At 70.7% G+C, this 20,592-nt stretch carries 19 protein-coding genes; 7 read left to right on the forward strand and 12 right to left on the reverse strand.

Annotated features, from left to right (window positions below; genetic code table 11):
* Positions 1-100: 100 nt before the first annotated feature.
* Both ACSQ18_RS00525 and purL read right to left on the reverse strand, forming a co-directional pair.
* Positions 101-253, reverse strand: coding sequence for a hypothetical protein (locus tag ACSQ18_RS00525; RefSeq protein WP_436035115.1), 153 nt, complete (start codon positions 251-253; stop codon positions 101-103).
* Entirely contained in the window at positions 250-2,571 is a 2,322-nt protein-coding gene (gene purL / locus ACSQ18_RS00530; RefSeq protein WP_436035116.1) for a phosphoribosylformylglycinamidine synthase subunit PurL, read from the reverse strand. Before purL ends, ACSQ18_RS00525 begins: the two co-directional genes overlap by 4 nt.
* A 193-nt stretch (positions 2,572-2,764) precedes the next feature.
* On the opposite strand from purL, the gene ACSQ18_RS00535 reads away from it, so the two are divergent.
* Together ACSQ18_RS00535 and ACSQ18_RS00540 are read left to right on the forward strand one after the other, a co-directional pair.
* Positions 2,765-3,973 carry a low temperature requirement protein A gene (locus ACSQ18_RS00535; protein ID WP_436035117.1) on the forward strand — a complete coding sequence of 403 codons (1,209 nt, stop codon included), beginning with the start codon at positions 2,765-2,767 and terminating at the stop codon, positions 3,971-3,973.
* Positions 3,973-5,676, forward strand: a complete 1,704-nt coding sequence (locus ACSQ18_RS00540) for a low temperature requirement protein A (protein ID WP_436035118.1) — start codon at positions 3,973-3,975, stop codon at positions 5,674-5,676. The genes ACSQ18_RS00535 and ACSQ18_RS00540 overlap by 1 nt, the downstream gene beginning before the upstream one ends.
* 3 nt (positions 5,677-5,679) lie before the next feature.
* On the opposite strand, the gene ACSQ18_RS00545 is transcribed toward ACSQ18_RS00540, so the two are convergent.
* Positions 5,680-5,961 (reverse strand): hypothetical protein, encoded by a 282-nt coding sequence (locus tag ACSQ18_RS00545; protein WP_436035119.1) that lies wholly within the window; start codon positions 5,959-5,961, stop codon positions 5,680-5,682.
* Positions 5,962-6,104: 143 nt separating this feature from the next.
* Between ACSQ18_RS00545 and ACSQ18_RS00550 the strand changes: the two genes are divergently transcribed.
* From ACSQ18_RS00550 to ACSQ18_RS00560, 3 genes are all read left to right on the forward strand, one after another.
* Complete coding sequence (locus ACSQ18_RS00550; RefSeq protein ID WP_436035120.1) at positions 6,105-6,443, forward strand: TraR/DksA family transcriptional regulator; 339 nt, start codon at positions 6,105-6,107, stop codon at positions 6,441-6,443.
* 239 nt (positions 6,444-6,682) lie between these two features.
* Positions 6,683-7,042: a helix-turn-helix domain-containing protein gene (locus ACSQ18_RS00555; protein ID WP_144806819.1), complete on the forward strand. Its 360-nt coding sequence runs from the start codon at positions 6,683-6,685 to the stop codon at positions 7,040-7,042.
* A gap of 35 nt (positions 7,043-7,077) precedes the next feature.
* Entirely contained in the window at positions 7,078-8,040 is a 963-nt protein-coding gene (locus tag ACSQ18_RS00560; protein WP_436035121.1) for an SRPBCC family protein, read from the forward strand.
* Between the two features lie 521 nt (positions 8,041-8,561).
* On the opposite strand, the gene sufU is transcribed toward ACSQ18_RS00560, so the two are convergent.
* Together sufU and ACSQ18_RS00570 are read right to left on the reverse strand one after the other, a co-directional pair.
* Entirely contained in the window at positions 8,562-9,005 is a 444-nt protein-coding gene (sufU, locus tag ACSQ18_RS00565) for a Fe-S cluster assembly sulfur transfer protein SufU (RefSeq protein WP_436035122.1), read from the reverse strand.
* Entirely contained in the window at positions 9,002-10,321 is a 1,320-nt protein-coding gene (locus tag ACSQ18_RS00570; protein WP_436035123.1) for an aminotransferase class V-fold PLP-dependent enzyme, read from the reverse strand. The genes sufU and ACSQ18_RS00570 overlap by 4 nt, the downstream gene beginning before the upstream one ends.
* A gap of 60 nt (positions 10,322-10,381) precedes the next feature.
* On the opposite strand from ACSQ18_RS00570, the gene ACSQ18_RS00575 reads away from it, so the two are divergent.
* Entirely contained in the window at positions 10,382-11,338 is a 957-nt protein-coding gene (locus tag ACSQ18_RS00575; RefSeq protein ID WP_436035124.1) for a hypothetical protein, read from the forward strand.
* A gap of 18 nt (positions 11,339-11,356) precedes the next feature.
* Here the strand turns inward: ACSQ18_RS00575 and ACSQ18_RS00580 are convergent, their stop codons facing one another.
* The 5 genes from ACSQ18_RS00580 to ACSQ18_RS00600 form a co-directional block, all read right to left on the reverse strand.
* The gene (locus ACSQ18_RS00580) at positions 11,357-13,414 is read right to left on the reverse strand and encodes an APC family permease (protein WP_436035125.1); all 2,058 of its coding nucleotides are present in this window, start codon (positions 13,412-13,414) and stop codon (positions 11,357-11,359) included.
* A 140-nt stretch (positions 13,415-13,554) separates the two neighbouring features.
* On the reverse strand, positions 13,555-14,277 hold the full coding sequence (locus tag ACSQ18_RS00585) for a hypothetical protein (RefSeq protein ID WP_436035126.1): 723 nt from the start codon (positions 14,275-14,277) through the stop codon (positions 13,555-13,557).
* Positions 14,274-15,500, reverse strand: a complete 1,227-nt coding sequence (locus ACSQ18_RS00590; RefSeq protein ID WP_436035127.1) for an amidohydrolase — start codon at positions 15,498-15,500, stop codon at positions 14,274-14,276. Before ACSQ18_RS00590 ends, ACSQ18_RS00585 begins: the two co-directional genes overlap by 4 nt.
* A gap of 10 nt (positions 15,501-15,510) precedes the next feature.
* Positions 15,511-16,518: a LacI family DNA-binding transcriptional regulator gene (locus tag ACSQ18_RS00595; protein WP_436035129.1), complete on the reverse strand. Its 1,008-nt coding sequence runs from the start codon at positions 16,516-16,518 to the stop codon at positions 15,511-15,513.
* Between the two features lies 1 nt (position 16,519).
* On the reverse strand, positions 16,520-18,229 hold the full coding sequence (locus ACSQ18_RS00600) for a glycoside hydrolase family 13 protein (protein WP_436035130.1): 1,710 nt from the start codon (positions 18,227-18,229) through the stop codon (positions 16,520-16,522).
* 186 nt (positions 18,230-18,415) lie between these two features.
* Between ACSQ18_RS00600 and ACSQ18_RS00605 the strand changes: the two genes are divergently transcribed.
* Positions 18,416-18,934, forward strand: a complete 519-nt coding sequence (locus ACSQ18_RS00605; RefSeq protein ID WP_301038893.1) for an adenine phosphoribosyltransferase — start codon at positions 18,416-18,418, stop codon at positions 18,932-18,934.
* A 19-nt stretch (positions 18,935-18,953) separates the two neighbouring features.
* Here ACSQ18_RS00605 and ACSQ18_RS00610 read toward each other — a convergent pair whose 3' ends face one another.
* Both ACSQ18_RS00610 and ACSQ18_RS00615 read right to left on the reverse strand, forming a co-directional pair.
* Complete coding sequence (locus ACSQ18_RS00610) at positions 18,954-19,769, reverse strand: ABC transporter permease (RefSeq protein ID WP_436035131.1); 816 nt, start codon at positions 19,767-19,769, stop codon at positions 18,954-18,956.
* Positions 19,766-20,584, reverse strand: a complete 819-nt coding sequence (locus ACSQ18_RS00615; protein ID WP_436035132.1) for an ABC transporter permease — start codon at positions 20,582-20,584, stop codon at positions 19,766-19,768. Before ACSQ18_RS00615 ends, ACSQ18_RS00610 begins: the two co-directional genes overlap by 4 nt.
* Between the last annotated feature and the right edge of the window lie 8 nt (positions 20,585-20,592).

Raw genomic sequence — 20,592 nt, forward strand, 5'->3', positions numbered from 1 at the left:
CCCGCACAAAGTGGGACATGGCCCCGCACAGAGTGGGACATGGCCCCGAACAGAGTGGGACATGGCCCCGAACAAAGTGGGACATGGCCCACGCCCGGGCTCAGCCGAACAGCAGCGCCAGCACTGTCGAGCCGCCGCCCACGAGGATGAGCGAGACGATCGCCACCCACGCGATGATGCGCGTGCGACGTCCGCGCGCGGCGTTCATGCCCGCGTACTCGTCGTCTTCGGGAGTCGGCTTCGACAGGGTCACGCGACGACCTCCTGGATGATGTCGCCGAAGACGGCGGGAAGCGTGCCGCGCGACTTCTCGCGCAGCTCCGACAGCGGCACCGTGAACACGTCCTGCACCTCGAGCGCGGGCTCCTCGCCCTCCGCCGCCGGGTCGGTCACGCCGATGCGCAGCACCGGGTAGCCGCGACCCTCGCACAGTCCGCGGAACTTCACGTCCTCCTCGCGGGGCACCGAGACGATGACGCGGCCGGTGGACTCGCTGAACAGGGCGGTCGCGGCATCCACGCCGTCGCGCTCCATGATCTCCCGCAGCCACACGCGGGCACCGACGCCGAACCGCATGACGCTCTCCGCGAGGGCCTGGCCGAGCCCGCCCTCGGAGAGGTCGTGAGCCGACGAGACGAGCTCCTGCTGGGATGCCGCGTGGATCAGCTCGGCGAGCTTCTTCTCCTGCGCGAGGTCGACGGCCGGCGGGCGACCGCCGAGGTGGTCGTGCACCGTCCCGGCCCACGCGGATCCGCTGAGTTCGGTCGAGGTGACGCCCAGGAGGTAGATGTTCTCGCCGGCATCCTGCCAACCCGACGGGATGCGGCGGGCGACGTCGTCGATGATGCCCAGCACGCCGACCACCGGGGTGGGGAAGATCGGCTGGTCGCCCGTCTGGTTGTAGAAGCTGACGTTGCCGCCCGTGACGGGCACACCCAGCTCGAGGCACGCGTCGGCGAGACCGTCGACGGCCTGCCCGAACTGCCACATGACCTCGGGGTTCTCGGGGCTGCCGAAGTTCAGGCAGTCGGTGACGGCGGTGGGGATGGCGCCCGAGACGGCGACGTTGCGGTACGCCTCGGCGAGGGCGAGCTGCGCGCCCGCATACGGGTCGAGCTGGCAGAACCGGCCGTTGCAGTCGGTGGCGATCGCGAAGCCGAGCCCCGACTCCTCGTCGACGCGGATCATGCCGGCGTCGTCGGGGAAGCTCAGCGCCGTGTTGCCCATGACGTAGTAGTCGTACTGGTTCGTGATCCACGACGTGTCGGCGAGGTTCGGGCTGGACAGCAGCTGCAGGAACTGGCTGCGCAGGGCCTCCGGGTCGTCGGTACGCGGCAGAGCGGATGCCGAGTCGTCGCGGAGCGCGTCGATCCAGGTCGGGTACGCCACCGGACGCTCGTACACGGGGCCGTCGACCGCGACGGTCGAGGGGTCGACGTCGACGATCTGCTCGCCGTGCCAGAAGATCTGCAGCCGGCCGTCACCGGTGACCTCGCCCAGCACGCTCGTCTCGACCTGCCACTTGTCCACCACGGCGAGGAACGCGTCGAGCTTCTCGGGCGCGACGATCGCCATCATGCGCTCCTGGCTCTCGCTCATGAGGATCTCCTCGGGCGTGAGCGACGGGTCGCGCAGCAGCACGTTCTCGAGATCGACCCGCATGCCCGAGCCGCCGTTGGCGGCGAGCTCGCTCGTGGCGCACGAGATGCCGGCGGCACCGAGGTCCTGAATCGCCTCCACCAGTTCGCCCTGGTAGAGCTCCAGGCAGCACTCGATGAGCACCTTCTCGGCGAAGGGGTCGCCCACCTGGACGGCGGGGCGCTTGGTCGGACCGCCGTCGGCGAACGTGTCGGATGCCAGGATCGACGCGCCGCCGATCCCGTCGCCGCCGGTGCGCGCTCCGAAGAGCACGACCTTGTTGCCGGCACCGCTCGCGTTGGCGAGCTTGAGGTCTTCGTGGCGGAGCACCCCCACCGCGAGCGCGTTGACGAGGGGGTTCCCCTGGTAGACGGCGTCGAACACCGTCTCGCCGCCGATGTTCGGGAGGCCCAGGCAGTTGCCGTAGAACGAGATGCCGCTGACGACGCCGTGGACGACGCGCGCCGTGTCGGGGTTGTCGATCGCCCCGAAGCGCAGCTGGTCCATGACGGCCACCGGGCGGGCACCCATCGAGATGATGTCGCGGACGATGCCGCCGACACCGGTCGCGGCGCCCTGGAACGGCTCGATGTAGCTCGGGTGGTTGTGCGACTCGACCTTGAAGGTGACCGCCCAGCCCTCGCCCACGTCGACGACGCCGGCGTTCTGCCCCATGCCGACTATGAGACGCTCGCGCATCTCGTCGGACACCTTCTGGCCGAAGCGGCGCAGGTAGATCTTCGACGACTTGTAGGAGCAGTGCTCGCTCCACATGACCGAGTACATGGCCAGCTCACCGCTGGTGGGACGGCGGCCGAGGATCTCGCGGATGCGGTCGTACTCGTCGGGCTTCAGCCCCAGCGCCGCGTACGGCTGTTCGCGCTCCGGAGTGGCGGCGGCGTTCTCGACGGTGTCTGCAAGAGGGGTGCTCACGCGGCTGGGCTCCAAGACTCGGGATGCCGGCGGGGGATCGGCATCCAGTCTAGTTGCGCCGCGCCGCAGCCACGGCTCGCGCGGCCGACGGCGTTCGCGTCAGAAAACCGCGCGAAGTCTGTCTTCTCAGGGGACGACCGTGCACCGGGGGCTGTGCCGAGGCATCCCAGGCGGCGTGAAGGGAAGGTCCTCAGTGAGCAATCGACTCGACACCGCACCCGGTGGGCCCGCGCTGCGCGACCGCGACCCGTCGCGCGTGCACTGGATGGAGTTGTTCTTCGACCTCATCTTCGTCGCCCTCATCGGTCAGCTCGCCCACGGCCTGCACGAAGAGCCGACGGTCGTCGGGCTCGCCGTCTTCCTTGCCCTGTTCGCCTCGGTCTGGTGGTCGTGGGTGAACCTGACGTTCGTGGTGAATGCGTCGCCCGACCTCACGCGTCGCGGTCTCGGTGTCGTCATGATGATCGCGATGTTCGCCGTCGGCGCCATCGCCGTGGCGGCACCCGAAGCGATCGGGGAGCGGGCGCCGCTGTTCGCGGCCGGCAACGCCGCGCTGCGCCTCCTCCTCCTCTTCCTCTGGCTGCGACGCACTCGCGGCGACGGTGCGGCGGCACGCTCGCGTGTCGTGATCTACAACGGCCTGACCGCCCTGCTGTGGATCGTGTCGGCGGTGCTGCCCGCACCGGTGAGCTTCGCACTGTGGGCGCTGGCACTGATCGTGGAGGTGGTCATGCTGGTGGGGACGTTCCGCAGCTGGGGCGGCGCCGCCATGGCGAGGATCGACGTCGAGCATCTCTCCGAACGCTTCGGGCTCCTGGTGATCATCGTGCTGGGCGAGTCGGTGCTCACGACGGTCGCCGCCGTGAACACGCACTGGTCGCCCGACAGTGCCGCCGCCGCGGCGCTCGCTCTCGCGATCGTGTCCTTCCTCGCGTGGTCGTTCTTCTTCTACGGCGCCGACGCGCTGCGATTCGGACTCGACCTCCTTCGTGAACGAGAGGACTCGCGCGCGATCCGAGACATCATCGGGTTCCTCCCGTACCCCCTGCTGGCGGGTGTCACCGTGATCGCCGGTGCCATCGCGGTGGCGATCCATCATCCCGGAGAGCCCCTGCCCAGCGTCTCGGCCGTCTCGCTGTGCGTCGGCGTCGCGCTCTACCACTTCACGAACGCGCTGATCGCGGTGCGGCTCGGCGACGACCCGTCCTCGGTCGTGGTCTGGGCGACTCCCGCCGTGGCGCTGCCGCTCGCGATCCTCCCGGTCGCGCTCGCCCTCCCCGCCCTCGCCGCTCTCGCCGCCGTGGCGGTGGCGCTGGCGATCACCGCGACGCTGACGGCATCCCTCGCGTATCGACGGCGACGAGATCCTCGGGGCTCCGAAGCGACCGCAGGTGTCGCGTGATGGCGCGACGCCTGCCCTCGATCCGTGCGGTGTCGATGCGCGACCATTCGGCGAGGGAGCGCAGCGCCACCCCGCTGGAGCTCTTCTTCGACCTGTGCTTCGTCGTCGCCGTCGCGCTCCTGGCCGGCGACCTCCACCACGGCATCGCCGACGGACACGCGTCGGAAGCCGCGCTGACCTACGCCTTCCTCTTCGTCCCGGTGTGGTGGGCGTGGATGTCGTTCACGTGGTTCGCCACCGCGTTCGACACCGACGACGCGATCCATCGCGTGCTCACGCTGTTGCAGATGGCCGGAGTGCTGGCCGTCGCCGCGACCGTCCACACGGCCGCCGAGGGCAACCTGGTTCCGCTGGCGCTCGCGTACACCGGTATGCGCGTGCCCCTCATCCTCCAGTGGCTGAGGGCCGCGAGCTCCGACAGAGCGCACCGCGCCTTCGCGCTCACGTATGCCGCGGGGCTGGCGGTCGCCCAGTCGCTGTGGGTCCTCGGCGCCATCGTCCCCGGCCAGCTGACGTTCCTCGTGTTCCTCTTCGCGCTCGCCGTCGATCTCGGCACGCCGATCCTCGCCGTCCGCCGGTCGCCCGGACCGGTGTTCCATGCCGGCCACATCGCGGAGCGGTACGGTCTGTTCGCGCTCATCGTGCTGGGTGAAACCGTCCTGTCGGTGACCATCGGGCTCCAGGGCGCCGTCGAGGGCGATGCGCCCTTCGGGACCGTCGTCGTCATCGTCGCCGCCGCGCTGGCGATCGCGTTCGGGCTGTGGTGGATCTACTTCGACGCGCTGGGACGCGACGGGCTGACGAGGAATCGGCGCGCCGCGTTCGTCTGGGGCTACGGCCACTACCTCCTCTATGCGGCCCTGGCGGCGGTCGGCGCGGGGGTGCAGGCCCAACTCGACCTCCTTGCCGGCGAGGCGAGCAGCACGGATGCCGTCGTCGCCGTGTCGCTTCCCGTGGCACTCGCGCTCGTCACCGTCGGCGGTCTGCAGGTGGCGGCGAACAAGCGTCCGCGAGACGCGGCATCTGTTCGTCGGAGCGGCGCTCGTGGTGCTGACCATCCCAGCCGCATCGTGGCTGACGGCCGCGACCGCGAACGTGATCGTCGCCGTCATCGTCGTCGCCGCCACGGTCGTCGGAGGGCTGCGTCGCGTGGAGGTGCCACGCTGACCGCATGCCATACTGCGATCGAACCCCGAATCCGAAAGGTCGCCATGCGCCATCGTCTCGCCCTCGCCGCCACGCTCGCCGCGGCATCCCTTCTGCTCGGCGGTTGCGCCTCGCTGACCGGCCTCTTCGGCGGGGTGACCCGTGACGAGGAGGGCTCGATCAGCGAAGGAGGCGACCTCGGAGCCAACGAGATGGTCGTCGGAGACTGCTTCGACGACTTCAACCAGGGCGGCCTCACCTCGTCGGTCGACGCGATCCCGTGTGACGAGGAGCACGTGTACGAGGTGTTCCACGACTTCACGCTCCCCGAAGGCGAGTACCCGAGCGAGACCGACATGGAAGACGCGGTCACGGAGAACTGCGACCCCGCGTTCGAGGAGTTCGTGGGCGTCTCCTACGAAGAGTCCGAGCTGTCGTACTTCTACTTCTCGCCGACCGAAGACGGGTGGACGCAGTACGACGACCGCCTCATCAGCTGCATCATCGGCACCGAGGGGGTCCGCGTCACCGGCTCCGCACAGGGGTACGGCGCCTGAGCGTCACTCGCCGTCGTCGATGACGCCGATCCCCACCGCCTGGTGGCTGGGCTCGGGCTCCTGACGCGACGGCGCCTTCGGCTCCTCGCCCGGGGGCTTCTCGGTGCTCGGCTCCTCGAGCTCGCTCGTCGACGGCACTTCGGCATCCGTTCCGGTGTCGGCGGCGGGCGCGTCGTCGATGGCCTCGTCGGGTGCGTTGTCAGTGGCGCTGTCGGCTGTCGCGGACTCGGCGGTGGCGGCGTCCTCCGCGTCGTTCGTCGGCAGGCTCTCCTGGGGATCGCTCATGATCGCTCCTTCCCTCGGGGACAGCATCGGCCGTCGCCGGCCCTGCGCCCAGGGGGTTGACAGGCGCCGGGGCTGGCGGGAGCCGGGGGCACGTGGGAGCCGGGGGTCGGCGGGGGCGAGGGTTGGCGGGGTACCCTCGCCGGATGGAGCGCGACGTGCTGGAGGCCCGGCTGGCCGAGGTCGATGCGCTGCTCGCGCGCCTGGACGCCGATGCCGCATCGCTGCGACACGACCGCGCCGACGCGACTGCCGACGACGAACACGACCCCGAGGGTTCCACGCTGTCGGGCGAGTGGCAGCGCGTCGAGGCATTGCGCCGCGCTCGAGAGGCCGAGCGCGCCGAGCTGGTCGCGGCGCTCGCGCGGTGGGATGCCGGCACCTACGGTGTGTGCGTGCGCTGCGGCGAGCCGATTCCGGCGGGGCGCCTCGAGGCCCGTCCTATGGCGACGATGTGCGTCGCCTGCGCCGCCGCCGTCGGCTGAGCGGTCAGGCGGGGGCCGGGGCGGGGCCGGCGAGGGGCAGTGACCCGGTGGAGGTGGCGGCGCGTGTGGTGCGCGTGGGTGACTGTGGCCAACTCCTTCGAACGGTGCGCCGCGCCTGCGGTAGATGCCGTCGTTGCGCGGTGGAGCGCTCGTCGGCTCACCGATTCAGAGGAGTTAGCGACGGCAACCCCGCGACATCCCCTTGACACCACGACCCCGCGAGCATAACGTACAACCAAATGGTTGTACAACGAACGCCCCACGACTCCGGTGAGCTGACCGACGATGAGACCGACCGCCTGTTCCACGCCCTCGCGGCGGCGACACGTCGCGACATCCTGCGCCGCACGATCGAGGCCGAGCAGTCGGTGTCGGCGCTCGCCGCTGCCTACGACATGTCGTTCGCGGCCGTGCAGAAGCACGTCGCCGTGCTCGAAGCCGCGCACCTCATCGTCAAGCGCGCCGAAGGCCGCGAGCGCCTCGTTCGGGCCGACCCGACGATGATCGCTCGCGCCCGCGCCCTGCTGTCGCGCTACGAAGACCTCTGGCGTTCGCGGATCGACCGCCTCGACGCCCTGCTCGCCGAACCCGAGCACTGACTTCCCCCATGCCGTCCCACGGAAGGAACTGAAGAATGCCCGTCACCGACATCACCACCGATGCCGAGAAGCTCACGATGAGCCTCACGGCCGAGTTCGCCGCCCCCGTCGACCGGCTGTGGCATGCGTTCACCGATCCCCGCCAGCTCGAGCGCTTCTGGGGCCCGCCCGGATGGCCGGCGACGTTCGAGACCTTCGACTTCACCGTTGGTGGTCGGGCCTCCTACGCCATGATGAGCCCCCGCGGCGAGGCGTCACGCGGCGGGTGGGAGTTCCTGAGGATCGACGCCCCGGCATCCTTCGAAGTGCTCGACTCGTTCCTCGGCGACGACGGCGCGCCGCTCGAGGGCTTCCCCTCGATGCGTATGGTGTTCTCCTTCGAGCCGACGGATGCCGGTTCCCGGCTGTCGAATGTCACGTACTTCGACTCGCTGGAGGCGCTCGAGCAGACCGTCGCGATGGGCGCCGTCGAGGGCTCGCGTCTCGCGATGGACCAGCTGGACGCCGTGCTGCAGGACCTTCGCGACTACGCGCAGGGCAAGGGCACGCGCACGGAGATCCTCGACGACCAGCACGTGCGGATCACCCGCCTCATCGAAGGCTCGCGAGACCTCGTGTGGCGCGCGCACCACGAGCCGGAGCTGCTGCGGAAATGGCTGCTCGGCCCCGACGGGTGGCAGATGATCGAGTGCGAGGTCGGCGACACCTACCGCTACGTCTGGCAGCAGGGTGACGACGAGGCGACGCGATTCGGCTTCGAGGGGGAGACCGTGCTGTCGCAGCCGCAGTGGCGCGCCGTGACCACGGAGAAGATGATCGGGATGCCGGGGCCGTCGACCCTCAACGACCTCCAGCTCTACGAAGAGGATGGCGCGACGCTGCTCACTCTCCTCATCGAGTATCCCGACAAGGAGACGCGCGACATGATCCTCGCCACCGGGATGACCGAGGGTATGGAAGCCTCGTATCTCCGCCTCGAGGAGGCGCTCGCCGGCTGAGGCTCTCCCGTTTCGTCTCGCTGCGCTCGCTCAACGACCGGGGGTGCGACCTCCCGGTCGATGTCCCACTCTGTGCGGGGTGATGTCCCAGTTTGTGCGGTTCATCTCCCCCTCCGTGCGGTTCATGTCCCACTTCTGGTTGTTTGGGAGGGGCTGAAGTGGCACAAAGTGGGACATGCCCAGGGGATGCCGGTGCGGCGGCAGCACAGAGTGGGACATGCCCAGCACAAAGGGGTCCCCCGCCTATATGTCCCAGTTTGTGCGGTTCATGTCCCCCTCCGTGCGGTTCATGTCCCACTTTTGGTTGTTTGGGAGGGGCTGAAGTGGCACAAAGTGGGACATGCCCAGGGGATGCCGGTGCGGCGGCAGCACAAAGTGGGACATGCCCAGCACAAAGTGGGACATGCCCAGGGGATGCCGGTGCGGCGGCAGCACAAAGTGGGACATGCCCAGCACAAAGTGGGACATGCCCAGCACAGAGTGGGACATGCCCAGCACAAGGTGGGACATGCCCGGCGGGATCAGGCGCGGGCGAGCGCGTCTTCCAGGGCGACCCACGCGAGCATCGCGCACTTCACCCGGGCCGAGAACTTCGACACCCCGGTGAGCGCGGCGGCGTCGCCGTAGACGTCCTCGTCGAGCTCGATCTGACCGCGCGAGCGGAGCGCCTCGCGGAAGCCGTCGATGAGCTGGGCGGCTTCGCCGCGCGGCATCCCTTCGACGAGGTCGGAGAGCATGGATGCCGATGCCTGCGAGATCGAGCAGCCCGAGCCCTCCCACGTGACGTCGCGGATGGTCTCGCCGTCGGTCGTCACCCGCGCGCGGAGCGTGATCTCGTCGCCGCAGACCGGGTTCTTCTGGTGCGACGTCGCGTGCGCGCCGTCCTCCTCCGCGAGACCGAAGTGCTGCGGGTGCTTCGAGTGATCGAGGATCAGCTCGCGGTAGAGGGTGTCGAGATCGCTCATGATTCCACTCCGAAGTAGCCGCGGATGCCGCGGACCGCGTCGACGAACGCGTCGATCTCGTCGACGGTGTTGTACAGCGACGCCGACGCGCGCACCGAGGCGGTCATGCCGTAGCGGCGGTGCAGCGGGGCCGCGCAGTGGTGACCGACGCGCACGGCGATGCCGCGGTCGTCGAGGAACTGGCCGGCGTCGTGCGCGTGCACGCCGTCGACGTCGAACGACCACAGTCCCACGCGCTCGACCCCCTCGGCATCGCCGAGCAGACGGATGCCGGGGATGCCGACGAGTCCGTCGCGCATGCGCGCCGCGAGCGCCTTCTCGTGCGCGTGGATCGCATCGAGCCCGACGCCGTCGAGGTAGCGCACGGCCGCCGCGAGCCCGATCGCGGGGCCGACGGGCTGCGTGCCCGCTTCGAACCGCTGCGGCGCGGGCAGGTACTCGGCGTGGTCGAGGGTGACGGTCGTGATCATCGAGCCGCCGGTGAGGAACGGCGGGAGCGCGTCGAGCAGCTCCGAGCGGCCGTACAGTCCGCCGACACCGTAGGGTCCGAGCATCTTGTGGCCGCTGAACACAGCGAAGTCCACCCCGAGACCCTGCAGGTCGAGCGGCAGGTGCGGTGCCGACTGGCAGGCATCCAGGACGGTGAGCGCGCCCACCTCGCGGGCGAGCGCCACGAGCTCGGTCACCGGATTGACGATGCCGAGCACGTTCGACACGTGCGTGAACGCGACGACGCGCGTGCGGGCCCCGATGAGGGATGCCGCGGCATCCAGGTCGAGCGTGCCGTCGTCATGTGCGGGGATGTGCCGCAGCACGGCGCCGGTGCGCGCGGCGAGCTCCTGCCACGGGATGAGGTTCGCGTGGTGCTCGATCGCGGTCGTCACGATCTCGTCGCCCGGCTGCAGCGCGAAGCGCGCCGACGCGGGAGCGCCGCGCCCCGCCGTGGCGTTGCCGATCGCGTACGCGAGCAGGTTGAGCCCCATCGTCGCGCCGCTCGTCCACACGAGCTCCTCGGCGCGGGCGCCGACGAAGGATGCCACCGCCTCGCGCGCGTCTTCGAACAGGTCGGTCGCCTCGGCGGCGAGCGTGTGGGCACCGCGGTGGACGGCGGCGTTCGCGTGGGTGAGGAAGTCGTACTCGGCCTGCAGCACCTGACGGGGCTTCTGGCTCGTCGCCGCCGAGTCGAGGTAGACGAGCGGGCGTCCGTTCACGTGTTCGCCGAGGATCGGGAAGTCGGCGCGCAGCCGAGCGACGTCGAGGGCCGGGGCGGCGGAGGCCGGGGCCGCGGACGGGGACGTATCGGTCGCGGAACTCACCCCTCTAGGCTACGCCCCGGCATCCCGCCCGGCTCCGGGGCGTGTGACAGTGTGGAAGGCATGTCCGAGCCGTCATCGATCCCCGCCCTCGCCGACGCCGTGAGAGACGCCGTGACCGCGCGCACCCGGCACGCACAGCGGGAAGCGCAGCTCGCCGTGGCCGAGCGTCTGGTCGCCGAGCGCGAGGCCGAGACCGCGAACCTGCAGCGCCAGCTGGGGGAGGAGCTCGCCGACGTCCGCCGCCTCGACGGCATCTCCGCCACCCGCCTGTGGGCGACGCTCCGCGGAGACGCCGAGGAGCGACGGGCGGTCGAACAGGCCGAAGCGGATGCCGCGGCCCGCGCGCTCGCCGCAGCACAGGCGCGGCTGGCCCACGCCCGCGAGGATGCCGACCGCTTCCGGCGCGAGCGCGACGAACTCGGCGACGTGGAGGCCGCCTACCGCGCCGCCCTCGCCCGCTACGAAGCTGCGCTGACGGCATCCGATGCTCCGCAGGCGGCCGAGCTTGCCCACCTGTCACGCCAGTTGGGGGAACTCACCGCCGAGAGTCGCGAGATCGACGAGGCCGCGCGTGCCCTCCACGCGGCCCGGGTGGCCCTCGCCGACGCGCTCCAGATGCTCGACAGCGCCGGCGGCTGGTCGACGTACGACACGTTCTTCGGCGGCGGGATGATCACCGACCTCATGAAGCACAGCCGCATCGACGAGGCGACGGCATCCCTCACGCAGGTCAATCGCGCGCTCGAGCGGCTCTCCGTCGAGCTCGCCGACATCGACGCGCCCGCCCTTCGCGGCGTGGAGATCTCGCAGACGCTCGCGGTCTTCGACGTGCTGTTCGACAACGTCTTCGCCGACTGGATGGTGCGAGAGCGCATCTCCCAGGCGCGCGACGGTGCGCTCGCCCTCGGCGACCGGCTGGCGCAGCTCGCTCAGTACCTGGGCCAGCGCGCCGCCGACGCCGCCGGCGTGCACGCGGCGGTTGCCGCGAAGCGCGAGGCGATCCTCACGTCGGTCTGAACCTGCGGCCGGAGACCGTCAGTCGCCGGGGTCGTCGGTGTGGGACACGAGGCCGTAACTCGTGATGCGGCCCGCACGGTCGTCGCCGGGGAGCGGCCGGGATCGGCGCCCGTAGACGAGCTCCGACGAGTCGAGCAGCCACGGCACGAGCGTGATCGACACCCCGTGCACGAGCATGAGCTGCTGCGCGATGCGCCGCGCACGCCGGTTGTGCAGGAGCGCTTCCCACCAGTGCCCCACGATGTACTGCGGGAGGTAGACGGTCACCATCGTCGAACCGTGCTTCTCCCGGTAGGCCTTGATGAACTGCGCGACCGGGGCGGCGTAGTGGCGGAACGGTGACTCGATGATGACGAGCGGCACCGGCATCCCGTGCACCTCCCAGTCCGCCTGGAGCGCTGCCGTCTCCTCGGGGCTCACCGACACGTGCACCGCCATCGTCTTGTCGTGCCGCGCCGCGAGCGCGTAGTCGAGCGCCTTCGCCACCGGCTTCTGGAGCTTGCCGACCAGCACGATCGCGACATCGCCCGAGGAGCCGAAGGTGACGTCGTCGTCCATCGCCGTCTCGTGGTCGACGTCGCGGTAATACCGGTGCACCCCCACCATGAGCACCGACAGCACCGGTATCGCGAGGAACACGAGCCACGCGCCATGAGTGAACTTCGTCACCGTCACCACTACGAGTACGAAGACGGTGAAGGCGGCGCCCACCGAGTTGATGATCAGGCCCGTCACGATGCCGCGGCGCTCCGCGACGTGCTTGGGATGCACGAGCCGCAGCTCGCGGCGCCAGTGCTTGACCATGCCGATCTGACCCAGCGAGAACGAGACGAAGACGCCGATGATGTACAGCTGGATGAGGGTCGTCAGCCGCGCCTGGAACACGACCAGCACGACGATCGCCGCCGCCCCCAGGATCAGCATGCCGTTGGAGAAGACGAGACGGTCGCCGCGGGTGTTGAGCGACTTCGGCGCGTAGCCGTCGCGGGCGAGCACAGCACCGAGAAGGGGGAAGCCGTTGAAGGCGGTGTTGGCCGCGAGGAGCAGCACGCACGCCGTCGCGGCCTGGATCACGTAGAACGGGATCGAACCGCCGCCGAACGTCGCGGCGGCGACCTGCGCCATGAGCGAGGGCTGCGGGGTGCCCGCGCAGTCGAAGCCGATGAGCTGACAGGGGTTCTCGGCGTAGCGCACGCCCGTGATGAGGGCGAGAGCGGTGAGGCCTGCGAACAGGAGGGTCGCGATCGAGCCCATCGTCACGAGCGTCAGCTGCGCGTTGCGCACCTTCGGCTTGCGGAACGCGGGCACACCGTTCGAGACCGCCTCGACACCCGTCAGCGCCGAGCATCCGCTGGAGAACGCGCGGAGGATCAGCAGGAGCACGGCGGCCTGACTGAGGTCTTCGGCCTGCACGGCGAACTCCGCCGACGACGCGACGGGGGCATCGCCCAGCGCCCAGCGGACGAGGCCCGTGACGATCATGACGGCGACCGAGCCGATGAACACGTAGGTCGGGATCGCGAACGCCGTCGACGCCTCGCGCACGCCCCGGAGGTTCACCACGATGATGAGGATGACGAAGCCGACCGCCAGCTCGATGCGCCACGGATCGAGCTCGGGCACGGCGGAGATGATGTTGTCGACGCCCGAGGCGATCGAGACGGCCACCGTCAGGATGTAGTCCACGAGCAGCGCGGATGCCACGACCACACCGGCCTTCTCGCCGATGTTCGTGCGGGCCACCTCGTAGTCACCGCCGCCCGACGGGTAGGCCTTGATGAGCTGGCGATAGCTGAGGACGACGACGACCAGGAGCGCGACGACGGCGGCGGCCACCCACGGCGTGAATGCGAGGAACGCGGTGCCGCCGATGAGCAGGATCATGACCAGCTCCTGCGGCGCGTAGGCCACCGAGGAGAGGGCGTCGGAGGCGAAGATCGGCAGCGCCATCTTCTTCGGCAGGGCCTGGTCGTCGAGCTGCTCGCTCGTCAGCGGATCACCCAGGAGGATGCGTTTCGCGATCGGTGTCGTCTCGTCGGACGGATCGCGACTGTCGTCAGTCACGACGCGCGACACTACGCCTGCGCGCCCTCACGCGCAACGTGGAAGCGCCGGGTAGCCGCAGGCGCGAAGCGAAGGTGGCGCAAACGGCGGCTTCCACACCCGGGAAGCACCCGATTGCGCCACCTTCTCGGCGGGAAGGCGCGCGAACGCCGTCAGAGCTTGGGGGCGTAGGTGTACGTGACCCAGAACGACTCGGCATCCTGCGTGACGATCGCCCCGAACGTGCGCGCGCCGTCGTTGTAGAACGTCGCGCGGTCCTTGCCGAAGAGGTACGCGGCGGTGCCGCCGTCGGCGATCGCGTCGTCGGGACCCAGTGCGTCGAGCTCGTCGGCGGTCATGCCGATGCGGATGCCGAAATCGTCGGTCACCTCGGCGGCCACGCCCGTGCCGTACGACACGTACGTCGGCGCGGGCACCTCGGAGCGCTCGCGGTCGCTGCCGTCGAGGAAGACGTCGTAGAAGCGGAAGCCCTCCCACGCGTAGACGTTGTACGCCCAGTTCTCGGCGTCGCCGTTCTGGAAGTCCTCGGTCGGCTCAGTGCCGAACAGCGCGGTGAGCGCGTCGATCGCCGGCTGCGGGTCGTCGGCCCACGCGTGAGTGAACGTCTCCCCGTCGTCGCCGGTGATCGTGAACCCCGTCGAGGTGACCTCGACGCCCGCGTCGGCCGTCGACGGCTCGCTCTCGTCGGGTGCGGCATCGCTCTGCGTCGAGGCCGGTGCCGGGGGCGTCGGCGACGATCCCGAGGATGCCGTCGAGCTCGGCCGCAGGAAGTACAGCGCCAGCACGATCACGACGGCGACGGCCAGGACGCCCGCGACGATGCCGAGGACGAGCGGTGTGCGGTCGCGCCGCTCGGGCGTTCCGGGCGCGGTCATCGCTGCGCTCCCTCGAGGAACTCACGGGCGGCGACGACGAGGGTGTCGACGCCCCGCTCGATCGTCGGGTGGAGGATCGGTGCGAAGTGCGGCGAGTGGTTGGTGGGGACGTCTTCGTTGAGGCTGCCGCGCGCGGATGCCTCGGCCCACGCCTGCGGGTCGTGCCCGCCCCAGAACCAGAACACGAGCGGGACGTCGGCTTCGCGCGCGAACCAGGAGACGTCCTCGCTGCCGGTGAACATGCCCGGGTCGATCACCGTGCCCTCGCCGAACGCGCGGTCGAACGCGGCGGTGACGCGGGCCGTCGCCGCCGCATCGTTGATCGTCGGCGGGAGGGAGTGGTCCACCGTGATCACGGGGGGCTGCTCCGCGCCGGATGCCGTGGCCTCCGCGCGGACGATGCGCTCCACGCGCGCCATGACGTCGGCGCGCGCGTCGTCGTCGGGGTAGCGGAGGCTCAGCTCGAGCGTCGCCTCGGCCGGGATGATGTTGTTCTTCAAGCCCGCGTGGATCGATCCCACCGTGACGACCGCCATCTCGCGCGGATCGATCTCGCGCGACACCACGGTCTGCAGGCGCATGACGGTGGCGGCCGCCATGACGACGGGGTCGATCGTCGCGTGCGGCCGGGAGCCGTGGCCGCCGCGGCCGAGGAGCTTCACGGTGAGGCCGTCACTGGCGGCCATCTGGGTGCCGGGGCGCACGCCGATGACGCCCGCCGGAAGGGGCGTCAGGTGCTGACCGAGCACGATGTCGGGCTTCGGGAAGCGGTCGATCACCCCGTCGGCGATCATCGCCTGCGAGCCCGCGCCGTACTCCTCCGCCGGCTGGAACACGGCCACGACCGTGCCCGACCACTCGTCCTTCGTCGCCACAAGGCGCTCGAGGGCGCCGAGCAGGGCGGTCACGTGCATGTCGTGCCCGCACGCGTGCATGACGGGAACGTCGTTGCCGGCCGGATCGGTGCCGCGAGCGGTCGAGGCGTAGTCGAGCCCCGTGAGCTCGGCCACCGGAAGCCCGTCCATATCGGCCCGGAGCCACACGACCGGACCGTCGCCGTTGACGATCGACGTGGCGACGCCCGTCTTGCCGAGCCCTTCGACGAACTCGAGGCCGAGGGCTGTCAGCTCGCGCGTGATCACGCCGGCGGTGCGGGTCTCCTGGAACGACAGTTCCGGATGACGGTGGAGATCGATGTACAGGGCTTCGAGGTCGATCGACATGCCCTCCAGCCTACGCGGCGCCCCCGGCGGGGGCGGAGGTGCTGGAGCGGACGACGAGCTCGAACGGCAGCATGGGCGCCGGGACGTCGACGGCCTCGCCGAGCGCCGCGAGCGCGGCATCCGCGGCTCTCTCGCCCTGCGCGTGCGGGAACTGCTCGACGGTCGTCAGACCGAAGAATCCGCTGAGCTCGTGCCCGTCGACCCCGACGATGGAGACGTCGCCGGGCACGTCGAGGCCGGCGTCGCGGGCCGCGAACAACGCCCCGAAGGCGAGCTCGTCGGATGCCGCGAAGATCGCGGTCGGGCGGTCCGCGCCCGCGAGCAGCTCGCGCGCGGCGCGGTGGCCGTCTTCGATCGTGAAGTCGGTCGCGACGAAGCCGTGCGGACGGATCCCGGCATCCTGCAACGCCCCCTCGAACCCGCGACGACGCAGCGTCGGGATGTCCAGGTCGTCGGCGGCGCTGCGGCTCTGGCCGATGTGGGCGATGCGTCGGTGGCCGAGTTCGATGAGATGCGTCGTCGCGACGCGGGCGACCGCCTCGTCGTCGACCCGCAGCGTCGACAGCCGGGGGCTCGGGGTGCCGAGCCCGACGAGCGGCAGGCCGAGGCCGTCGAGCACCGCCAGCTCCGCCGCCGAGAAGTCCAGCGACAGTGCGATGACGGCATCCACCCGGCCCCGCCGTAGCGACGTCTCGAACAGGTGCGCGCGCTGGCCCGCATCGTCGGTCACGTTGTAGAGCGTGATGTCGTAGCCGAGCGGTGCCAGCCGCGTCGCGATGCCGTCGAGCACGTTCGCGAAGAACCAGCGGTCGAGCAGCGGCACGAGCACGCCGATCGACCGCGTGCGGCCCGTCGCGAGACCGGATGCCGTCGCCGACACGACGTAGCCCAGCGCGGCCGCCGCCTCGCGCACGCGGAGCCGCGTGGCATCCGCCAACCGTCCCCGTCCGCTCAGGGCCCGCGAGGCGGTCGCCGTCGACACCTCGGCGAGACGGGCGACCTCCTCCAGGCTCGTCACGTCAGTCCGTCGTCAGCCACACGGCCGTGTCGGCCGGAAGCTCGCCGCCTTCGAACGCGTCGCTCGCCACGAGCACCGTCGCCGACGGCAGCGCCACCGGTTCGGTGCCCGCGTTGGCGATCACGGTGACGGCGCCGCTCGACGTCGCCACGCGGTACGCCAGCACGTCGTCGCCGAAGCCGTCGAGCCACTCCAGCGAGCCCCCGCCGAGTCCCTCGCTGCGTCGCGTCGCCAGGAGCGACCGGTAGAGCCACAGCGTCGACCCGGCATCGTGCTCCTGCACCGACCGGGCGAGCGTCGCCCACTCCGCCGGCTGGGGCAGCCACGACGCACCGGTCGGGCTGAACCCGTACGCGGGCGCCTCGGCATCCCACGGGATCGGCACGCGGCATCCGTCACGGCCGTACCGCTCGTGATCCGTGCGGAACCACGTCGGGTCCTGCCGGGCGTCGTCGGGCAGATCGATCACCTCGGGGAGCCCCAGCTCCTCGCCCTGGTACAGGTACGCCGAACCCGGCAGGCCCAGCATGACCGTCGTCGCGGCGCGCGCGCGGCGCAGGCCCACCTCGGGGATCGGCTGCCCGGGGGAGTCCGGCCCGATGCCGTGGCCCTGCGGGTTCTCCGCCGTCAGCGCCAGGCGCGACGCGTGGCGGACGACATCGTGGTTCGACAGCACCCACGTCGCCGGGGCGCCCACCGCGGGGAACGCCCGCAGCGACTCGGAGATGACCTCGCGGATCGCCGCGGCATCCCACTGGGTCATGAGGTACGGGAAGTTGAACGCCTGGTGCATCTCGTCGGGACGCACCCACAGCGCCGTCTGGTCGACCGTCGGAAGCCACGCCTCGGCGCACAGCGCGCGGTCGCCGTCGTACTCCGCGAGCACGCGGTTCCAGTCGCGGTAGATCTCGTGCACGCCCTCCTGGCCCCAGTAGGGCACGTCGTCGTCGCCCCCGCCCATGCTGTCCGCGTCGACGGCGGGCAGGTGATCGGGCAGGCCGTCGGACTTCACGAGACCGTGCGCCACGTCGACGCGGAAGCCGTCGACCCCGCGGTCGAGCCAGAAGCGCAGGATGCGGCGGAACTCCTCCTGCACGACCGGGTTCGACCAGTCGAAGTCGGGCTGCGTCGAGTCGAACAGGTGCAGGTACCACTGCCCCGCGGTGCCGTCGGGCTCGGTGACCCGCGTCCACGCCGGACCGCCGAAGACCGACTCCCAGTTGTTCGGGGGCAGCTCGCCGTTCTCGCCCTTGCCGTCGCGGAACATGTAGCGCGCACGCGCGGCGCTTCCGGGCGCGGCGGCCAGCGCCTCCTGGAACCACACGTGGCGGTCGGAGCTGTGGTTCGGCACGAGGTCGACGATCACACGGATGCCGCGGGCGTGCGCCTGGGCGAGCATCTCGTCGAAGTCGGCCAGGGTGCCGAAGAGGGGGTCGACGTCGCAGTAGTCGGCGACGTCATAGCCGGCGTCGTTCTGCGGCGAGCGGTAGAACGGGCTGAGCCACACCGCGTCGACACCGAGCGAGACGAGGTCGTCGAGCCGCGCGGTGACGCCGGGCAGGTCGCCGATGCCGTCGCCCGAGGCGTCGGCGAACGAGCGCGGGTAGATCTGGTAGATCACCGCGGTGCGCCACCACTCGGATCCGGGGGCGGGGGTCGCGGGCGCGCCGTCGGTGGCGGTCGCGAGGACGGGAGTCGTCGTCGAAGTCATGGCATCCACCGTAGCGCAAGCGCTTGCGCACGTCGAGCGCGGTGTGGTCTTCGCTGCCCGCTGTGGCCAACTCCTTCGATTCGGCGGCGGACGGGCGGATTCGGGCCCGGTGGCGCCCGCGAGCTCGAAATCGAAGGAGTTACCGACGGCGTGGGTCGGGCACCGCCGCCCGCGTACCCTGGATCGGTGACCTCCGCAGACCTCGCGCGCGCCGAATCCCTCATCGCCCGGATTCCCGACTTCCCCGAGCCCGGCATCCTGTTCCGCGACATCTCGCCGCTCCTGGCGGATGCCGAGGCCATGCGCACCGTCGTCGAGGCGCTCGTCGCGCCGTTCGACGGCGCCTACGACGTGATCGCCGGGGTCGAGGCGCGCGGCTTCCTGCTGGCAGGGGCCGCTGCGGTGGCGGCGGGCGTCGGGATGGTACCGATCCGCAAGGCCGGCAAGCTGCCCCGTCCGGCGGCGGCGGTGTCGTACGACCTCGAGTACGGCCAGGCGACCATCGAGATGGCCGACGATCTCCCCGCGGGGACGCGGGTGCTCCTCGTCGACGATGTGCTGGCGACCGGCGGCACCCTGCGCGCGGGCCAGCGCCTGCTCGAACGGCTCGGATACACCGTGGCCGGCACCGCCGTGCTGATGGAGCTCGCCGACCTCGGCGGTCGCGCGGTGTGCGGTCCCGTCCACAGCGTCTTCACGGTCTGACGCGCCCCCGCCGCCCGCCTCAGGTGAGCGTGCCGGTCATCCCCATGCGGGTGAGCACCGCCGTTTCGACGATCTGCACGAGGTTGTAGAGCAGCAGCGTCACGAGGGTCACGATCGCGACGGAGGCCCAGAGCTCCTCGAAGCGCGCCGAGGCGTTGAACTTCTGGATCATCCCACCGATCCCCTGCCCGGTCGACAGCCACTCCGCCAGGAGAGCGCCCGTCACGGCGCCCGGCACCGACACGCGCGCTGCGGCGAACAGCGACGGCAGCGCGCCCGGCACATTGACCTTGCGCAGCGCGGTGAGCCGCGATCCGCCGTACACGTGGACGAGGTCGAGGCTCTCGGGATGTGCCCGGCTCAGCCCGAACAGCACGGATGCCAGGGCGGGGAACAGCACGACGATGCTGCCGATGACGGCCACCGACGCGCTCGATCCGCGTCCCGTGATGAGGATGATGACGGGGGCGAGCGCGACCAGCGGCACGCTCCGCAGCAGCAGCGCGAGCGGCATGACCCCCGCCTCGATCCCCCGCGACAGCGAGAACAGGATCGCGAGGAGGATGGCCGCGAGGATGCCGACAGCGAACCCGAGTGCGGCATCCTGCATCGTCTGGGCGAGCAGTGGGGCGAGCACGTCCCGGTTGGCGGCGGCGCTGCCGGGCTCGTCGCCGTCGCTGAAGAGGAATGCCCACACGTCGGCGGGGCCCTTCGCGACGTACGGCGAGATGCCCGTGAGGCTCACGACGCCCTGCCACAGCAGCAGGATGATCGCGAGGGTGATGATCGCGTTCGCGGCGGCGCGGCCGACCGGACGCCACACCGCGCGGTTCATCGCCGGCCTCCCGCCGAGCGTCCGGACACCCAGGGCGCGACGAGGCGCGACAGGAGCCCGACGAGGGCATAGCCGGCGAGGGCGATCAGGGCGCACAGGAGGAACACGACCCACACGCGGGTGGAGTCGAGGTTGCCCTGCAGGCGGATGAGGGTGATGCCGACGCCGCGGTCGATCGCCCCCATGTACTCGCCGAGCACCGCGCCGAGGAAGGCGCTGGGCACGGCGATCTGCAGGGCGTTGAGGATCGAGGGGAGGGCGGCGATGAGGCGCACCTTCCGCAGTTGGGTGAAGCGGGAGCCGCCGTAGACGCGGACGACGTCGAGCGACGCGCGGTCAGCCGCCGTGAAGCCGAGGACGGCGCCGACGACGGTGGTGAAGAAGACCGCGAGGGCGGCGAGGAAGATCGCGGTCGAGCTGGCGTCGCCGGGCTGCTTCGCGCCGCCCAGGGTGACGATCGCGATGCCGCCGACGGCGACGACCGGCAGGCAGTAGCTGACGACGGCGATCTGCATGACGATCGGCTCCAGCCGCGGCAGGAGCAGCACGCTCGCTGCGAGAAGGAGCGCGATGCCGTTGCCCCACGCGTAGCCGATCGCCGCTTCGCGCACCGTGACGCCGAACACCGACCAATAGGCCGCCGGACCGTCGGAGACGAGGGTTGTCAGCACGACCCACGGTGAGGGCACTGGGGTGTAGTCGGTGCCCTCGGCGGGGGTGAAGACGGTGGCGGAGAACAGCCACCACGCCGCGATGAGGACGACGGTGCCGACGACGGCCGCCAGCCATCCCGGCATCCGGGTGCGCGCACGCATGTCAGGGC

Source organism: Microbacterium sp. LjRoot45, from assembly GCF_964253325.1.
In the GTDB taxonomy this organism is placed as follows: domain Bacteria; phylum Actinomycetota; class Actinomycetes; order Actinomycetales; family Microbacteriaceae; genus Microbacterium.

Coding starts and splice junctions, on each gene's coding strand:
- ACSQ18_RS00555 (WP_144806819.1), top strand. CDS start 6,683: ATGGTTGTACAACGAACGCCCCACGACTCCGGTGAGCTGACCGACGAT.
- ACSQ18_RS00610 (WP_436035131.1), bottom strand. CDS start 19,769: ATGAACCGCGCGGTGTGGCGTCCGGTCGGCCGCGCCGCCGCGAACGCG.
- ACSQ18_RS00540 (WP_436035118.1), top strand. CDS start 3,973: ATGGCGCGACGCCTGCCCTCGATCCGTGCGGTGTCGATGCGCGACCAT.
- sufU (WP_436035122.1), bottom strand. CDS start 9,005: ATGAGCGATCTCGACACCCTCTACCGCGAGCTGATCCTCGATCACTCG.
- ACSQ18_RS00560 (WP_436035121.1), top strand. CDS start 7,078: ATGCCCGTCACCGACATCACCACCGATGCCGAGAAGCTCACGATGAGC.
- ACSQ18_RS00585 (WP_436035126.1), bottom strand. CDS start 14,277: ATGACCGCGCCCGGAACGCCCGAGCGGCGCGACCGCACACCGCTCGTC.
- ACSQ18_RS00550 (WP_436035120.1), top strand. CDS start 6,105: ATGGAGCGCGACGTGCTGGAGGCCCGGCTGGCCGAGGTCGATGCGCTG.
- ACSQ18_RS00590 (WP_436035127.1), bottom strand. CDS start 15,500: ATGTCGATCGACCTCGAAGCCCTGTACATCGATCTCCACCGTCATCCG.
- ACSQ18_RS00575 (WP_436035124.1), top strand. CDS start 10,382: ATGTCCGAGCCGTCATCGATCCCCGCCCTCGCCGACGCCGTGAGAGAC.
- ACSQ18_RS00615 (WP_436035132.1), bottom strand. CDS start 20,584: ATGCGTGCGCGCACCCGGATGCCGGGATGGCTGGCGGCCGTCGTCGGC.
- ACSQ18_RS00600 (WP_436035130.1), bottom strand. CDS start 18,229: ATGACTTCGACGACGACTCCCGTCCTCGCGACCGCCACCGACGGCGCG.
- ACSQ18_RS00545 (WP_436035119.1), bottom strand. CDS start 5,961: ATGAGCGATCCCCAGGAGAGCCTGCCGACGAACGACGCGGAGGACGCC.